Origin of the sequence: Moritella sp., assembly GCF_033791185.1 — a bacterium.
GTDB lineage: Bacteria > Pseudomonadota > Gammaproteobacteria > Enterobacterales > Moritellaceae > Moritella.
Genome location: NZ_JASJHF010000196.1, coordinates 1 through 16,184, shown reverse-complemented (window position 1 = coordinate 16,184; position 16,184 = coordinate 1). Strand labels below are relative to the sequence as shown.

Here is a 16,184-nt window from a genome sequence, read left to right as displayed (position 1 = left end):
GACGAAATTGAACGCTTCAAGCAGAAAAATGAATTTATTAAAAAAAAATTGAATATAATGACAAAAATTACCTAAATGCGGTTAAATCAGAGGTCGAAGGTGGTTTAATCCCTCGCTAAAATCCGTCATGGACACTAACAGGCCTATTTATCATTCAATAATATATTTAGCTTTATCGATAACTTCGCTGGATAATTCCACGCCCATTCTTACAGCAGCATCCAAATTAATAGAAAGAACTGGTAGCGCAAGGTGATTATCATAATTAAAACTGTCACCACCAGCGGCTAAACGTACCAATAAATCAGCAGTATCTCGACCCACTTGTACGTAATCTATGTTGTAAACGGCAAAAATACCTTTATTAATGCTGCCATGGTCTTCACCAATAAGCGCGACATTATTTCGCTCAGCAACCATCACTACATGATTGAGATCGGGCATATCTGTAATATGGCAAGGTAAATAAATCGCATCCACTTGAAGCACTAAAGCACGACTGGCAGATCTTAGCTCACTGCTATCACCAATGTAGTGATAAATCACCTGCACACCTTTTTGTTTTTGCTCAGTTAGAAACTGCTCCATTTGACTAATGTCCGTTACCTCGCTATCGACAATGACTCCTAGCGTATTGATACCTGGTAATAGCTTGTTAATAAAGTTAACTTCATAGTATTCCATTAAATCAACATTGCCATCCTCATCAAGATGAGTTTCATCAAAGAGAATGTCGGTCGATGAGCCTTGTTGATTGACTAAGCTAATAAAAGGGCTATTTCCAGACATTGAGATAGTGACATTCACGTCCGGCACTTGGGGCTTATTGTTATCAACCCAAATTAGATTGCTGCCGGTGATATAACCTTGTCGCGTTAGTTCAGAGTGCATACCCGCTTGTACGCGTTCGACCACCGCACCTGAATCCAATGCCGAAACGGCGACTCGCAATTGACGGGCTTGTATTGTCACCGCCGAAAGTAAATAAAGTAAACAAATTAAAAATAGCGTGCGCGATATGCCAATATGCCGAAATGATAGATGTGATCGTTCCATGATGTGGCCTGCTCGCATTATGCCTTCCTTAGCTAATCAATACTGTCTAGGTGAACGAGCTAATTTAACACACAATTTTTTGCTAAATAATGCAATGCATCACATTTAACCACACCTAAAAATAGTTTACTATCAAGCATATAATCGATTACAAACCCATAACTAAACCAACATAAAAAGGAAGTAAGCAAAATGTTCTGGAGCAAAACACTAAAATTAGCGGGTCTTACATCATTAATGATGTGCACAACACTACATGCTGCCACGTTTGATAAGCCTGAAACCGATATTGAATATCGCCAATCAGCATTAACGATGATCGCGATTAACTTTTCAGACATGGCTGACATGGTGAAAGGCAAGAAAGATTGGGATGACGCACAGTTCCAACTACGCGCTGAGCAACTTGCGCAGTTAATTCCAATGGCACAACACGGCTTTATTAGCAGTGACAGCCAAACTGGAGATACCAAAGCAAAAGCGGCAATCTGGACTGATGCCGATGGCTTTGAAGCTAAATTTAGTCAATTTAGTCAAGACGCACAAAATTTAGCCACTGTCGCAAAAGAAGGTAACCGCGGCGCAATTAAAAAAGCATTTGGCCAAACAGCTAAAAACTGTAAATCTTGCCACAGCGACTACAAATCAAAATAACTGCTAACGACATATTATGAGTCGTTATTCAGCTATAAAAAGAGCATCCTGATGATGCTCTTTTTATTTCAGCTATTTGCTAGATTAGTTACATTCGTTAATTAGTTTTCGACACCAAAAAACTGTCGATTATCATTCGCTTGTAATAACAAGTTACGGCTTTCTTGCAAGAACTGGGTTGAATAATCACCAAACCAATCAGATACCGTTTCAAACGACTCAATAAAGCCATCTTTATCTTTACGCTCTAACATGTCAGCCGCTTGCATGAAACGCTCGGCATAACGGCGGATCATGGCAATGTTATTGTCCGAGGCTAAAATAATATCTGCATACAAGGTTGGGTCCTGTGCAAACAGACGCCCGACCATGGCTAACTCTAAGCGATAAATCGGTGAGCTCAGATCCAGTAATTGCTGGATATCGGGGTTTTCTTCAGCTAAATGCGCGCCATAAACAAACGTCGTAAAATGACGTAATGCTTGGATCAGCGTCATCGCTTCATCATGCTGCTTGGCGTCAACGTCATAAATACGCGCACCCCAGATCTGCATTTGCTCTAACAACCACTGATACTGGTCTTTACCACGGCCATCACAGCAAACAATCACTTGCTTGGCCAAATTACCGACGTCAGGACCAAACATCGGGTGTAACCCGACCACCGGACCTTGGTGAGTATTGAGCATAGCTTGCAGTGGTTTATTCTTAATACTGGTGATATCCGCCAAGACACAATCTTTTGGTAAACGGCCTAACTTAGCAATAATAGTTTCGGTTAGATTAATTGGTACCGATACCACCACTAGCCCTGCATTAGCAAATAGCGCATCGGCGTTATTCCAGTCACCCTGCTCTAGAATATCAACTTGATAACCAGATAGGCGGAACATTCGCACAAACAACATGCCCAGCTTACCAGCACCACCAATGACGACGATACGACCAAGATCGGGTTTTACTGTTTTGAAACCGGAATCTTTTTCAGATGCATACGACTCACGCATAACACGACGTAATACGTCTTCAATCAGATCACCAGGTACCCCTTTACTTTCGGCTTCCTCGCGTCTCTTTTCCAACATAGCCGTTTCACGTTCTGGCACATAAATAGGTAAGCCGTGCTCACTCTTTATCTCGCCAACTTCCGCCACTAAGGCTATACGCTGTGCGAGTAAGTCAACCAACTGCTGGTCAACATCATCGATTTTGTCTCTTAATTTACCTAACGGATCGAGTTTCACTGACCATTCACCTTATGACGTCCTTGATATATATGCTGCTTCGTTTTATATAGACTATGTTCTTTTGCTTAAGCAGCTGCTGAGTTCTGCAGCCGTTTCACGTAACAGCGTGTCCGTCGTTGCCCAATCAATACATGCGTCAGTCACAGAGACACCGTATGCCATATCCGCAATTGGTTGCTCTGACGATTGGTTACCGCCATTGAGGTGACTTTCAATCATCACACCAATAATCGAATTATTACCTTCTTGGATCTGATGGATCACATTCTTAGCCACCAGTGGTTGTAGTTCATGGTTTTTATTTGAATTAGCATGGCTGCAATCAACCATCAAGCTTGGGCGTAAGCCTGCTTTAATCATATCTTGCTCTGCTAATGCAACGGCAACTGAATCATAGTTAGGTTGCTTACCACCACGTAAAATAACGTGACCGTCTGGATTACCTTGGGTTTGCAGCAGTGCCACCTGACCTTCTTGGTTAATACCCATGAAGCGATGTGAATGAGACGCAGATTGCATCGCATTGATTGCGGTTGATAAACTACCATCAGTACCATTTTTAAAACCGACTGGCATTGACAGACCTGAAGCCATTTCACGGTGAGTTTGTGATTCAGTGGTACGCGCGCCAATTGCAGACCAAGAAAATAACTCGGCAAGATATTGTGGGCTAATTGGATCAAGCGCTTCCGTTGCGGTGGGAATTTCCATTTCCGCTAAGGTAATTAATAATTTACGCGCATTGATTAATCCCGTTTCAACATCAAATGAACCATCCATGTGTGGGTCATTAATTGCGCCTTTCCAACCAACTGTGGTACGTGGTTTTTCAAAATACACCCGCATCACGATATAAAGAGAGTCACCCAACTCGTCATGTAGTGCTTTTAATTGGTGGGCATATTCTAACGCCGCTTTATCATCATGGATTGAGCAAGGGCCACACACCACTAACAAGCGCTTATCTTTACCAGCGATAATGTTAGCAATCGTTTCACGGGCCGCTTGTATATAACCAAGCGCATGATTTGAAATAGGTAATTTAACTTTTAACTCGGCAGGTGTCATTAATACTTGTTCAGAACAAATATGCACATTATTTAAGGTATCTTTTTCCATTAGGTTGCTCGTATATCCTATTTATTATATATAAACAACATACCGCAGCAGAATGTGATTGCAAGTAATATTTTGTCTACAAAACGTGATGAAAGTCTACATACTTTCAAGTGAAAGTCGTGCTAAGATACTGTTCAGAAATTACCGATATTTCACTAAAACTAGAATTCCAAAGAAGTCTGGTTTTATAATATTGACATTACAAGCAATATTTATGATAGTTAACGGTAAGCCCTTACACCGATCAATAATATAATTGTGGACATAAAATAATGAGTAATCAGTTAGAACAGCTAAGTAAATTAACCACTATTGTTGCAGATACAGGCGATGTGGATGCAATTAAATTATACCAGCCTCAAGATGCGACGACGAATCCATCACTTATCCTAAAGGCAGCTGCATTACCAACTTACCAACCACTAGTAGCGCAAGCAATTGCCTATGCTAAAGAAAATGCAGCGCCAGAAGCACAAGTTGCACTAGCATGTGACAAACTAGCGGTATTAATTGGTAAAGAGATCTTAACGACTATTCCAGGTCGCATCTCTACAGAAGTTGACGCGCGTCTTTCTTACAACACTGAAGCAAGTGTTAAACAAGCGCTACTACTAATCGAACTTTATAAAGAAGTGGGTATTGAGAAAGAAAACATTCTGATCAAACTGGCTTCGACTTGGGAAGGTATCCGCGCAGCAGAACAGCTTGAAGCAATGGGCATCAACTGTAACCTAACGCTATTATTCTCTTTCGCACAAGCACAAGCATGTGCAGAAGCAGGCGTATACCTAATCTCACCTTTCGTTGGCCGTATCATGGATTGGCATAAAGCCAAAACAGGCGAAACATACCAAGGCGCTAACGATCCAGGCGTTATCTCGGTAAGCACTATCTACAACTACTACAAAGCATCGGGTTATAACACTGTTGTGATGGGCGCAAGCTTCCGTAACACAGGTGAAATTCTTGCTCTTGCTGGTTGTGACCGTCTAACAATTGCACCACAGCTATTAGAAGAACTACAAAACTCTTCAGAGCCTGTTGTACAAGCGTTATTCTCAGAAGCAGATGCAGTAGCACCGAAAGCGAAACTAACAGAAGCGGCATTCCGTTGGGATCACAGCCAAGATCCAATGGCAGTTGAAAAACTAGCTGAAGGTATCCGTAACTTCGCTATTGACCAAAATAAACTAGAAGCGATGATTGCTGACTTATTCTAATTTGAATAAGACGATAGCCAAACGTCGTTAACAAAAACGCCCAACGCATTACTCGAAAGAGTCCTACGTTGGGCGTTTTTTTATGCTCTAAGTATTCGTATAGTGATACTTATACCAATTCCTATAAATAACGGTGTAAAAAATGCTATTGCTATCGCAAACATACATGGCCATGGATGGCCTTGTCTAAGCGAACAGGGATGTCTTGAGCGGTTTGCAGGAGCAATATCATTTTGTTCACTTAATTTTTGGCATTGGTATTATACTTTTGGCCAAGCCAAAGTCTCTGGCTGTGCATAAGCAACTAATGCTTCTTTACATGCCGCTGTTTCAAACTCTTTACCGCTAAGTTCATCCGCCACAAAGCTAAAGTCTTCTCCATCTAAAGTAAACTGTAAGCAATATGCGTGTAAGTAAGCACGGTCATATTTCCAAGCATCAGCACTTTGATACAGTGGATCGCCACAAATAGGGCTACCCAGGCTGTTTAATGCTACGCGTAATTGGTGGGTCTTACCTGTGTGCGGTTTTAATACCACTAAACGCTTACCATCACCGATGCTTTGCGTGAAGAACTGGGTAACAGCAGGGTTAGTTAACGTCTTGGTTAAACGCCACATGCTGCGACGTGAACGTTCCATATCGCCTTTCACTAAACCTTGTTTTTTCTTTGGTTTGCTATCGATCACACCCAAGTAATATTTTTGGATCTCGTGCAATTCAAATAACTTGGCTAATTTAGCAGCCGCTTCTGATGATTTAGCTAATAACAACAATCCTGATGTCACTTTGTCTAAACGGTGTACTGGAAAAACTAATCTGCCAATATCCTTTCTGACAATAGAACAAATACCATCAACGCCGTCTTCATCATGAAAACCAATGCCCGCTGCCTTGTTGATAACCAAGAAATCATTATTTTGAAATAGAATGCTATACATTTAAAAAACCGATGCTGAAAATGAGGCCGAAGTGTACCCTAAATAAGCGACAAAATCATATACCCAAGTCAATAATAGCGCTAGGATAACTAATCGTACGTTAGAATAAGTCATAAAAAGAGGACCTTGACCGTGTCAGAGATCAAAGCTGAAATTGATATTTACTATTGCAGGCAGTGTAACTGGATGTTGCGCTCGACTTGGCTAACGCAAGAGCTCCTGCATACCTTTGCTGAAGACATCAGTAAAATCAGTCTGCACCCAGACACAGGCGGTCGTTTTGAGATCCATTGCAATCAGCAACTGATTTGGGAGCGCAAGCAAGATGGCGGCTTCCCCGAAGCAAAAGTCTTAAAGCAACGGGTACGTGACATCATTGCGCCAGAACGTGACCTCGGCCACTGCGACCGTGTAGGTTCAGCCGATGCCAGCTAACACATCAATCAACATTGCTGTATTAACAGGGCAAACACAGCACCATGTGATTGCCTTACCTGCGCATTGTCATCATAAACAGTCCAAGCTTATCCACCAACAAGTGCTACCTGCATTTGAACAATTACAAGCGCGTGCCAAACTAGCAGGATTTAACCTCGATGTGGTCTCTAGCTTCCGCTCTTTTGAACAGCAACTGAGTATTTGGAATAATAAATTTAACGGCCTAAGACCCATTTTAGATCATAATAGCCAACCGCTAGATACAGCTATACTTAGTGAAGAGCAAAAGGTATTCGCGATATTGCGTTGGTCGATGCTACCCGGCGCCAGCCGTCATCATTGGGGGACCGAAATTGATGTCTGTGATTATAGCGCGCTGCCCAAGGGTTATCAGCTACAACTGATACCACAAGAATATGATGCCGGTGGTTATTTAGCGGCTTTGTCTACTTGGTTAGATAACAATATTGCCGACTCTGGTTTCTATCGCCCTTATCGTCAAGACTTGGGGGGAGTATCACGTGAACCTTGGCATTTAAGTTATTTACCTATCGCAGCAGCAAAGCAACAAGCTTACACATTAGCATTGCTCACCGACACGATTAGCAATGCTAACATTCAAGGTAAAGCGGCTATTTTAGCCAATATAGAACAGATTTATACCCAGTTTATTAGCAACGTTTCAACACCAAATTAATCGCAAATACTAATAATTAATCGCAAATAACAAATAGGAGGATTTATGGTTTGGCTCATTATTATAGTTGCCTTAGGTTTCATTCTCGGATCTATCATGACGCTAAAATACACCGCAAACATGAAAATGCACATCCCCAAAGAAATTGAACACCAATACAACAAAACCTTCCACCTGGATGCAGGTGAACATGCCAAAGCACTACCGGATGATGACAACGAGCAGCAAGAATATGACAATGAATACCATAACGAATACAACAAAAACCCAATGCCAGATGATGTGAAAAAAGACACGGAGAAATAGCCTGTAATAAATTAGGGCTACGCGCTATAAACAAAAAGGCCTATGTACTGATACATAGGCCTTTTTGTTATTACATGATTAACACCCTAGGTGCCTTACTGCTATTCTTCGTCTTCTACTTTCTCTGCACGTAATGCATCAGCTGCATCTTTCAAGCTAATGAATAACTGGCTCATGGCTTCAGCAGACAAAGGTTGCTTGTTTTCACCAAAGAAGGCGATTGACGTATGACCTTTGATCTCACCGACCTGAATACGGTAATCATCTTCTTCGAGCTCTACACGAGTGACCTTGTTGTTCAGCCAGAACTCATCAGACTGTTCGTCAAAGCTCACTAGCATATTAGCAGCAAGTTTATCCTGATCTTCAACCGTCATGCCTACTTTACTTAATACCTTAGGTAGTAAGGTCCAAGCATCATCAAATGGGATGCTTAAGGTAATAACAGGGTGTTGCTGGTCAACAAAATCGATTTTCAGCTTCGATGCTTTTTGTTGTTCCGTTTCTTGGTTATGGCCTTCGATACGGTCTACTTCATAGTAGATACTCAGTAGATTGAGCATTTGCACTGCAAAACGGCGGCTATCGCCTTTACTTAATTGATTATCAACCTTGGTACCTTTTAAACGCTCTTCGTGATCAATCAAGTCCACTTGTAAACCGACAGTACGTTTACTTGCCACGGTTAATAAGGTGAATTTATAGCGTTGTTTAAGTTCGTATTCTGATACTTCTTTAAATTCATCAAACGTTTCTTGGTTAATTAACCAATCTGTTTCTAAGGTATGATTAGCCTCATCCAAGTTAGCTATCGCCACTTTCTTATCTGCTAAGAAATTGGCTAATAACGACCATACCTGCGAAGAAACATCGTCTTGTGAACTGCGGCTATTAAACCAAACAGTCACATTTTCACTGCCTTCTTCAACACGTACTAATGGCGATAACGCTAATATTTGGACTGGCGAACGCACATCAACAGCGGCACCAACAGGGTAATCTTCAGTCCCTGGTGCTAATTCAGGCACATTATAACGTTGTGTGTATAACGGCGCATCAAGCCCTTCTGCAATCACCATTTCTGGTTTTGTTGTTTGCTTTAAATATTCAAAGTCTTGATTGGCCTGACGTCTTGTATCTGCTCCTGAACAAGCACTGACTAAAATAGCACACGCTAAAACGCTGTAACGCTTAGCAGCAGTCAAGCGGTGACCTGTTGATGACATAGTCATAGTATTAATATTCCCTAATTCAAAAATTTATGCATCTACTGCAAGCGCGAGTGCCGCACTCACTTGAGCATGATATTGCTGATCTAATTCAATTAATGGTAACCGTAAATTAGCCGTTGCAGTCAAAGATAACTGTTTGCACGCCCATTTTACCGGAATTGGGTTTGCTTCGACAAATAAATCTTGGTGTAAACCCATTAATTTGTTATTAATTTCAGTCGCTTCTTGGCGTTGTCCAGCTAATGCAAACGAACACATACGGCTCATTGCATCGGCAGCGACATTACTAGTAACAGAAATAACCCCATTACCACCTTGCAACATAAACTCACAGCCCGTTGCATCATCACCACTATATAGTAAAAAATCATCCGGTAGGAAGGGTTTAAGTCGAGTTAAACGCGTTAAATCACCGGTAGCGTCTTTGATGCCTATGATAGCATTAAGTTCCGCTAATCTAACCACGATCTCATCGCTAATGTCACAACCGGTACGACTCGGTACATTATACAAAATCTGAGGTAAATCACAGGCTTCTGTAATCGCTTTATAATGCTGATATAAGCCTTCTTGGGTTGGCTTATTGTAATAAGGCGTGACACAAAGTCCGGCAGTCACACCCAACAGATGTAATTCTTGACTGAGTTTAATGGCATTACGGGTGCTGTTTGATCCGGTACCGGCAATAATCGCGATACGACCTTGCGCCATTTCCAGTACTTTTTTGATGACGTCTACATGCTCATCTTGATTAAACGTACAAGATTCACCTGTGGTACCCAACACTGCTAATGCCGTGGTATTGCTCTGGATATGATATTCAACTAAACCTTGTAAGGAGCAAAGATCGACGTCTCCGTTGTCGAGCATAGGAGTGATAAGTGCGACGATATTACCTGTTAACATATTGGCCTTGTTATAACTAACGATAAAACACGTGGCATAGTAATAGTAGGAGTCAGTTGTCGCAAGTATATTTTAGTTATATGCCGCCCAACATCAATATGCTGGTTGATAAGCTCGCGGATTGTTGCATCTTGAAGTTGCTTGGGTATATGATGCTCTACTGTTTACTTTAATTTACCTGGAAGAAAATGACGCAAAATTTAGTTATCACCGCCCTTGGCAGCAACAGTCCAGGTATTGTCCATAAACTCATCGGTCACGTAAGTAATTGTGGCTGTAATATCGTGGATAGTAAATTGGCTATTTTTGGTAATGAATTTACTTTGATCATGCTGTTATCTGGCGAATGGAATGCGATGATCCAACTTGAATCGAGCTTGCCATTAAAGAGTCAAGAGCTCGACTTAATCACCATGATGAAGCGCACCGAACGTCACGAACCAATCAGTTATGATCATAGCATTGAAGTCGATATTACCATTCCTGATGCCACTGGTATTATTGAGAAGTTTACGTTGTTCTTTACCAATAATAATCTCAATTTAGCGGGACTACGCTCTGAGATATTAACCATTGAGGATCACGCTGATATACTTAAAGCACACTTCACTTTAAATACTAAATCTAACAGCGATTTGGAGATTTTAGAATCGGAACTCGCCGGACTGTGCATGATCTTAAATGCTGAATATAAGTTCATGGTCGATAACAAAGTTGTCACCGCTTAATTTTATTATTCGCTAAACATTGCGGTCTATCAGCTCGATTAACCGCAACTATTTCCTATTTCCTGCCGCCACTTTTTATCACCAACCTCAGGTCATCACACCGAATAAATATAATCTAATACTTCACGCTTTTGCGGGCCTTGAATACGCCACTGCATCTCCAAACTATCTGGCGTGAGTAAAAACGATGCATCGTAATTATCTGCCGCACATTGATGTGACTGACGGGTGACTAACGCCCCCTGCTCATTTTCGATAATATCAAAAAGGTATACCGGTTTATCCCAGCCAAAGCGAAGATGGGTTAAACGAATGTGATCACCGTTGAACTGCCACAGATATTGATTATGCATCGACACTTTACGATCTTTAGATACGTAATAATCCCCGCGCTCGATGGTTTCGACAATCGCACCGGATTCGATATCCTCCGACATAGAGGTCATATTAGTACGGCGTTTAATTAAGCCCTGCCCTGCACCTTGCCAGCCAGTGACCGATTCATTGTCAGTGTTCACTTTAAAACTAAATCTGTTTAAGCGATTAAGCAGAGTCCACAACTCAGTTAATGTTTGCACTGTCATCTCCTTAAATACTATTTAAATGCTAGTTAAATGCTAGTTATCACTATTTTAGTAATGTCTTTATGCTGCGTTATGCTGATTGCCAATAGTCCCTTGTCGAACTGTAAAAACTACCGCACAATAGCAACATACGATTTATTCATAGTTAGGACTCATATCCATGCAAACTTTAAAATCTGGTGATAAAGCACCATCGTTTACTCTGCTCAATCAACATAATGAAAGTGTTTCGCTTGATTCATTCGCAGGCAAAAAAGTCTTAGCTTATTTCTATCCAAAAGCAATGACACCCGGTTGCACAACGCAAGCACAAAGCCTACGTGATAATATCACAGCGCTAACAGAGTTAAATGTAGAAGTACTTGGCATCAGCCCAGACGAAGTCGTTCGCCTCACTAAGTTTAGTGTGCGTGATGAATTAAATTTTAGCCTACTTTCAGATCCTGATCATGCCGTCGCAGATGCTTTTGGCATCTGGGGCCTGAAAAAATTCATGGGTAAGGAATATGATGGCATCCACCGTCTCTCTTTCTTAATCGACGAACTCGGTATGGTTGAACACGTATTCACTTCTGCATCATTAAAAGCTGTGCCACTAGAAGGCGAATACAGCAAGTTTAAGACAAAAGACCACCACCAAGTAGTATTGGATTATTTAACCGCTAAATAAGCGTTTCTGATTCATTTAAGAACAACACCAAGCCAACATGATTTGAGTATTTAATGACTCAGGATGGTTGGCTTTTTTGTTTTGAATAATTTATTGGTATCGGGGGTGAAGTCCAGTTAGCTACTGTATATACAGCCATATCCCAATTATCAATTATGACGTTACAAATGGTAAGTCATTCATTAACAACCAGTTATCAATACCCAGCATAGTGATAGCAATTAATAACTGCCCATCTTCTGCTTTTTTTAACTGGATAGTATATGAACTCAAACCAGCTAGTTTTATCTTTTCAAGATCAATATATTCAGGGGCACAAGGGCAACGATGACACACGAAGCGACAAACACTTCGGACTTCACAAGTCGCCGCTTCTTTAATATCGTTAATTAAATTTTGACAACATAAATGTTTAAAATTTATGACTCTTGTTTGTAATGATTTATCCACGCTCATCCCCTTTATAACACTCAGAGCAGTTAAGAATATATTCATTCATACGATTAAAGAAAGAAAAATAGCCTTCGAGATCTGTTCATCATAGTTACCTAATTATTGACTTATTTTGTCACCACGCACGGACTCAATCTATACACTTAAAGTTAATGAGTCGATACGATCAAATTCACATAAATATACCACTAAATGGGTACCAGTCTATTAAGATTGAGGTGATAAATCATACTTTTGCCTGTCACTTGGCATAACGTATACCACGAAATGTGATACACGCAGCATATTCAGTATAAATAATAGCAGTTTGCCTAATATGACTCGTTATTACTAACCATCAAAAAACGTTAGTGCCTCATCAAAATCAAAGTTATGCACATACTCTATTAGCATTTGATAATCAGATATAGATAAGCCGATTTCATCGGCTGAATACTTTTCTACTAAATCAATAACGACAGTATCTGAAGCTCTTAACGCTTGCTTGATGCTGTCTATAACCAACCGATTCTGCGTTTGCTTTTCACCTTGGTTAATTGGAGCATCTGCAAGGCTAAACTCATTCTCTTGAAAGTATTGTTTTAGTTTTATACATGCATCTTCTAACATTTTTTCAAGACTATGTAACTGGTCACTTTTTGATTCTTCAGTACCTTTATACTTTTCGACGATCTGGCAAAGTTGATAGATTGTAGAAAAGCCTAAGTTTCCTGCAAGACCTTTTAAAGTATGGATAAAGAGTTGCTGTTCATTAGAATCTAACTCAGACAAAGCCAAATCATTATGATTTTTAGCATATTTGCTTGAGAATCTAGCCAGTAATTTGTAATAAAGGGTTATATCATTATTAGCACAAGATAATCCCATGGCATGATCAAGGCCGGTAATGTTCATTTCGTTTTCAACATGCTTTACAGTAAGCGCGGTACTAGCTGCAAGCTCTGGGAATTTAAGTGCGTCCGGTTGTTTTATATTGACCCATTTAGCAAGCGTCTTCATCATTTCAGTAATATTAATTGGCTTACCAATTACATCATTCATGCCACATGCTTTAGCTCTTGCTAAATCTTTTTCCATGATATTTGCGGTCATTGCCATAATCGGTAACAACTGTAACCTTTCATCCATTCTTATTATTTCTGTCGCGGCATAACCATCCATTAGTGGCATTTGGCAATCCATAAGTACGCCATCAAAAGTTTGATGAGTTAAGCATTCAATCGCTTCTTTGCCATTATTGGTAATTGTTACGTTAACCCCTTTGTTGGTTAATATGTCATAAACGAGCTCTTGATTAATTTCATTATCTTCAACCAATAACAAATGAGCACCTAGCAACTGCTGCTCAACGGTTTTCGCTGCTTCTGATGCCATGGTGACATCACACTTTAAGGCATCTAGTTGGTGACTTAACATATGCTTGGTCGTTTCGTTGCCGTCAACAACTAAGACTTTATTGTGCCCCAAGCCTGTTGCTCTTTTATCTGGGCAATGCGGCGATATTTTGGATCGCTCAAGTGTCACATAAAATGAAAAACAACTACCGATACCAACGTCACTGGTTACCGATATGTCGCCTTGCATTAATTGTGTCAGCTGTTTACAAATCGCCAAGCCTAAACCTGTACCACCATATTTTCGGGTGGTTGAGGTGTCAGCTTGAGAGAATGCCGCAAATAAGCTTTGTGCTTGATCTTGCGTCATACCAATACCAGTATCTTGTACATCACAAATTAATACGATTTTATCGTTTTCACTCATTTTGCAGGTAAAGCTAAATTTGATTTGCCCTTCTTTAGTAAATTTAACCGCATTATTACCTAAATTTACCAATACTTGCTTTAATCGTAATGGGTCGCCAATAAAATTAACTGGGAGAGCGTTATCAATATCAAATAGTAATTTTAAACCATGTTGTTGTGCCTGTAAGCCGATGGTATCTGCCACATCGTCTAAAATTTCCACAAGATTAAATTCAATATTTTCAATAGTTAACTTAGCCGCCTCTATTTTAGAAAAATCTAAAATGTCATTAATGATCCCAAGTAAAGCGTTGGCTGAACGATTCACTTTACCAATGTAATTCCGTTGCTTAGGATTCAAGTCTGTTTCTAGTGCTAAATAACTCATGCCAATAATGGCATTCATTGGGGTTCTAATTTCATGGCTCATATTGGCTAAAAAGTCGGATTTCGCTTGATCTGCATTTTTAGCTTGCTCAGCGGCAATCCCCAGTTGATGAGTTAAATTTGTGAGTGATGTTTGCGAGCGACGAATAAAATAGCCAAGTAATACAATATTGATTAAAAAGAAAATAGATAAAGTAGACATTTTGCTCGCTAAGCTTCGTGAATCGACCATTTCTGTAAATCGGTAGTCACGAAAGTTAGACAAAATATCATTGGCTATGAGGGCTGACTCATTCATTTTATTTCTAAACGCTAACTGTTGTTCTTTAACATTCGCCAACCTCAAAAAATCATTGAGGTAAAGCTCAATACTAGGTAAAAATTCACTGAAAGCACTTTGTGCCTCTTTCTCTATCAGTGATGACGTAATAACTTTAACTTTCGTTTTTGTTAAAATTAATAATTGTTGAATTTGGCTAAACAATAAGTGCCGTGTTTCTTTATCGTATGCTATCGAAAACTCTCTATCAAGCTGCCTCGCGATACCTATATTAGTTAATAAAACATCAACTTGTTCAGATAACTCTAACCGTCCTAACATTAAATTTTGAGTTCTATCACTGAGTTCAAAGGTTGAATCAAGGAGTTTTTGTTCGCTAGTACGCAATTCAAAAGCAAGTTCCGTAAGCAGTAAAGCTTGTTTTTCTATAGCAATAATTAATGGCGTATTGATAGTTATGTCGGCATAATTATTTATATTGTCTAATTGTTTAAAAAACTCTGTTAATTTAGTTAATTGAGACTCTAATTGCATCAGTGTATTGAGACTGGCCTGATTTTTTACAGACTCTTTCAAGGCTTTGGTCAGAGAAGTTATTTTATGAAGGTATTTTCCAAGCGATACAAGGTCATGCTTTTTATGTGAGAGTAAGAAATCCTTTTTAATACTGATAATTGCTTCAAGCTGGATCTCTAATTGGTAAGCACGTCTTAAATTATTCATTATCGCATCAGTTTCGAACCTAAGATTAATGATTTGCAACTTATCGTAATCGATATACTTTTGCTGCAGCATGCTCAGAGCTTCGGCACTGTTATTTGCCAATATGGCTGAACTGGCCATATCACTTTGTTTTTGTTGCAATTCCTTAGTCAGTAGCACGTAACTTTCAAATGTTGTTTGATATTGATGAGAGGTTATTAATAATTTTTCAGTATCGACTATCTCAGTGTCATTGTCATTGTCATTGGTAAACTGTTGAACCAACGCAACGACAATATCAATATTATCCGCCGCTTTTTTTGCATCTTGCTCTAAACTATCTCGGGTATAAATAAGCTCTGAAAGCCGTGCACTATCAAGTGCAATTAATAATTGCCCAGCTTTTGCGTATCGCTCAATTGCGTCGGTTAATTTAGTGAGGTTGAACACGCCAGCTAAACCAATTGCAACAAGCAGAAATATGACGCTAATAAAGCCGAACATAATACGCGTATCATTTGATTTTTTTAAAAATACAGTCACTTTTATTTTCTCTATTGCAGAGTATTATTAATCGCGATTATTGTCTGCTATCTCTTCAAATTCAGGTAGGAAATTTAAAAAATGAACGACTAAACTCGGATCAAAATGCTTTCCAGACTCTTCTTTAATTAATTTAGCGGCTTTTTCAATTGACCAAGCTTTTTTATAGGGGCGCTCGCTAGTTAAAGCATCGAAAACATCTGCAATTGCAACTATGCGCGCTGAAAGAGGGATATTCTCTCTCGATAAGCCATTAGGGTAGCCGGTACCATTCCATTT

The 16,184-nt window shown here is 39.8% G+C and carries 17 protein-coding genes; 7 read left to right on the top strand and 10 right to left on the bottom strand.

Features of this window, described 5'->3' with window-relative positions:
- Window positions 1–150: 150 nt before the first annotated feature.
- Entirely contained in the window at window positions 151–1,056 is a 906-nt protein-coding gene (locus QNK26_RS11830; RefSeq protein WP_319223166.1) for an ABC transporter substrate binding protein, read from the bottom strand.
- Between the two features lie 192 nt (window positions 1,057–1,248).
- Here QNK26_RS11830 and QNK26_RS11825 point away from each other — a divergent pair, with 192 nt between their 5' ends.
- Window positions 1,249–1,710 (top strand): cytochrome c, encoded by a 462-nt coding sequence (locus QNK26_RS11825; RefSeq protein ID WP_319223165.1) that lies wholly within the window; start codon window positions 1,249–1,251, stop codon window positions 1,708–1,710.
- A 101-nt stretch (window positions 1,711–1,811) separates the two neighbouring features.
- Here QNK26_RS11825 and tyrA read toward each other — a convergent pair whose 3' ends face one another.
- Together tyrA and QNK26_RS11815 are read right to left on the bottom strand one after the other, a co-directional pair.
- Window positions 1,812–2,954: a bifunctional chorismate mutase/prephenate dehydrogenase gene (tyrA, locus tag QNK26_RS11820; protein ID WP_319223163.1), complete on the bottom strand. Its 1,143-nt coding sequence runs from the start codon at window positions 2,952–2,954 to the stop codon at window positions 1,812–1,814.
- Between the two features lie 54 nt (window positions 2,955–3,008).
- Window positions 3,009–4,076: a 3-deoxy-7-phosphoheptulonate synthase gene (locus QNK26_RS11815; RefSeq protein WP_319223162.1), complete on the bottom strand. Its 1,068-nt coding sequence runs from the start codon at window positions 4,074–4,076 to the stop codon at window positions 3,009–3,011.
- Window positions 4,077–4,348: 272 nt separating this feature from the next.
- On the opposite strand from QNK26_RS11815, the gene tal reads away from it, so the two are divergent.
- The gene (gene tal, locus QNK26_RS11810) at window positions 4,349–5,296 is read left to right on the top strand and encodes a transaldolase (RefSeq protein ID WP_319223161.1); all 948 of its coding nucleotides are present in this window, start codon (window positions 4,349–4,351) and stop codon (window positions 5,294–5,296) included.
- Between the two features lie 260 nt (window positions 5,297–5,556).
- Here the strand turns inward: tal and QNK26_RS11805 are convergent, their stop codons facing one another.
- Window positions 5,557–6,237 (bottom strand): TIGR01621 family pseudouridine synthase, encoded by a 681-nt coding sequence (locus QNK26_RS11805; protein ID WP_198436999.1) that lies wholly within the window; start codon window positions 6,235–6,237, stop codon window positions 5,557–5,559.
- A gap of 132 nt (window positions 6,238–6,369) precedes the next feature.
- Between QNK26_RS11805 and QNK26_RS11800 the strand changes: the two genes are divergently transcribed.
- Genes QNK26_RS11800 through QNK26_RS11790 form a run of 3 tightly spaced genes read left to right on the top strand, consistent with a single transcriptional unit; the run spans window position 6,370 to window position 7,678 of the window.
- Window positions 6,370–6,672, top strand: coding sequence for a SelT/SelW/SelH family protein (locus QNK26_RS11800; RefSeq protein WP_319223160.1), 303 nt, complete (start codon window positions 6,370–6,372; stop codon window positions 6,670–6,672).
- A complete protein-coding gene (locus tag QNK26_RS11795) occupies window positions 6,662–7,372 on the top strand; it encodes a M15 family metallopeptidase (protein WP_319223158.1) in 711 nt (236 codons plus the stop codon). Before QNK26_RS11800 ends, QNK26_RS11795 begins: the two co-directional genes overlap by 11 nt.
- A gap of 45 nt (window positions 7,373–7,417) precedes the next feature.
- Window positions 7,418–7,678, top strand: a complete 261-nt coding sequence (locus QNK26_RS11790; protein ID WP_319223156.1) for a DUF2897 family protein — start codon at window positions 7,418–7,420, stop codon at window positions 7,676–7,678.
- A gap of 101 nt (window positions 7,679–7,779) precedes the next feature.
- On the opposite strand, the gene bamC is transcribed toward QNK26_RS11790, so the two are convergent.
- The gene (gene bamC, locus QNK26_RS11785; protein WP_319223154.1) at window positions 7,780–8,910 is read right to left on the bottom strand and encodes an outer membrane protein assembly factor BamC; all 1,131 of its coding nucleotides are present in this window, start codon (window positions 8,908–8,910) and stop codon (window positions 7,780–7,782) included.
- A 27-nt stretch (window positions 8,911–8,937) separates the two neighbouring features.
- Complete coding sequence (dapA, locus tag QNK26_RS11780) at window positions 8,938–9,816, bottom strand: 4-hydroxy-tetrahydrodipicolinate synthase (protein ID WP_319223153.1); 879 nt, start codon at window positions 9,814–9,816, stop codon at window positions 8,938–8,940.
- A gap of 188 nt (window positions 9,817–10,004) precedes the next feature.
- Between dapA and QNK26_RS11775 the strand changes: the two genes are divergently transcribed.
- On the top strand, window positions 10,005–10,544 hold the full coding sequence (locus tag QNK26_RS11775; RefSeq protein WP_319223152.1) for a glycine cleavage system protein R: 540 nt from the start codon (window positions 10,005–10,007) through the stop codon (window positions 10,542–10,544).
- Between the two features lie 95 nt (window positions 10,545–10,639).
- Here the strand turns inward: QNK26_RS11775 and QNK26_RS11770 are convergent, their stop codons facing one another.
- A complete protein-coding gene (locus QNK26_RS11770; protein ID WP_319223151.1) occupies window positions 10,640–11,128 on the bottom strand; it encodes a DUF6314 family protein in 489 nt (162 codons plus the stop codon).
- 160 nt (window positions 11,129–11,288) lie between these two features.
- Between QNK26_RS11770 and bcp the strand changes: the two genes are divergently transcribed.
- A complete protein-coding gene (bcp, locus tag QNK26_RS11765) occupies window positions 11,289–11,798 on the top strand; it encodes a thioredoxin-dependent thiol peroxidase (RefSeq protein WP_319223150.1) in 510 nt (169 codons plus the stop codon).
- 153 nt (window positions 11,799–11,951) lie between these two features.
- On the opposite strand, the gene QNK26_RS11760 is transcribed toward bcp, so the two are convergent.
- The 3 genes from QNK26_RS11760 to QNK26_RS11750 form a co-directional block, all read right to left on the bottom strand.
- The gene (locus QNK26_RS11760) at window positions 11,952–12,248 is read right to left on the bottom strand and encodes a hypothetical protein (protein ID WP_319223149.1); all 297 of its coding nucleotides are present in this window, start codon (window positions 12,246–12,248) and stop codon (window positions 11,952–11,954) included.
- A gap of 333 nt (window positions 12,249–12,581) precedes the next feature.
- Window positions 12,582–15,647, bottom strand: a complete 3,066-nt coding sequence (locus QNK26_RS11755; RefSeq protein WP_319223147.1) for an ATP-binding protein — start codon at window positions 15,645–15,647, stop codon at window positions 12,582–12,584.
- Window positions 15,648–15,932: 285 nt separating this feature from the next.
- Window positions 15,933–16,184, bottom strand: a 252-nt coding sequence (locus QNK26_RS11750; protein WP_319223146.1) for an HD-GYP domain-containing protein, incomplete at its 5' end; no start/stop codon positions are given.

What these genes read in the sequence shown, in the direction of transcription:
- QNK26_RS11775 (WP_319223152.1), top strand. Translation starts at nt 10,005, where the DNA reads ATGACGCAAAATTTAGTTATCACCGCCCTTGGCAGCAACAGTCCAGGT.
- QNK26_RS11805 (WP_198436999.1), bottom strand. Translation starts at nt 6,237, where the DNA reads ATGTATAGCATTCTATTTCAAAATAATGATTTCTTGGTTATCAACAAG.
- QNK26_RS11825 (WP_319223165.1), top strand. Translation starts at nt 1,249, where the DNA reads ATGTTCTGGAGCAAAACACTAAAATTAGCGGGTCTTACATCATTAATG.
- tal (WP_319223161.1), top strand. Translation starts at nt 4,349, where the DNA reads ATGAGTAATCAGTTAGAACAGCTAAGTAAATTAACCACTATTGTTGCA.
- QNK26_RS11830 (WP_319223166.1), bottom strand. Translation starts at nt 1,056, where the DNA reads ATGGAACGATCACATCTATCATTTCGGCATATTGGCATATCGCGCACG.
- QNK26_RS11770 (WP_319223151.1), bottom strand. Translation starts at nt 11,128, where the DNA reads ATGACAGTGCAAACATTAACTGAGTTGTGGACTCTGCTTAATCGCTTA.
- bamC (WP_319223154.1), bottom strand. Translation starts at nt 8,910, where the DNA reads ATGACTATGTCATCAACAGGTCACCGCTTGACTGCTGCTAAGCGTTAC.
- QNK26_RS11790 (WP_319223156.1), top strand. Translation starts at nt 7,418, where the DNA reads ATGGTTTGGCTCATTATTATAGTTGCCTTAGGTTTCATTCTCGGATCT.
- QNK26_RS11815 (WP_319223162.1), bottom strand. Translation starts at nt 4,076, where the DNA reads ATGGAAAAAGATACCTTAAATAATGTGCATATTTGTTCTGAACAAGTA.
- bcp (WP_319223150.1), top strand. Translation starts at nt 11,289, where the DNA reads ATGCAAACTTTAAAATCTGGTGATAAAGCACCATCGTTTACTCTGCTC.
- dapA (WP_319223153.1), bottom strand. Translation starts at nt 9,816, where the DNA reads ATGTTAACAGGTAATATCGTCGCACTTATCACTCCTATGCTCGACAAC.
- QNK26_RS11795 (WP_319223158.1), top strand. Translation starts at nt 6,662, where the DNA reads ATGCCAGCTAACACATCAATCAACATTGCTGTATTAACAGGGCAAACA.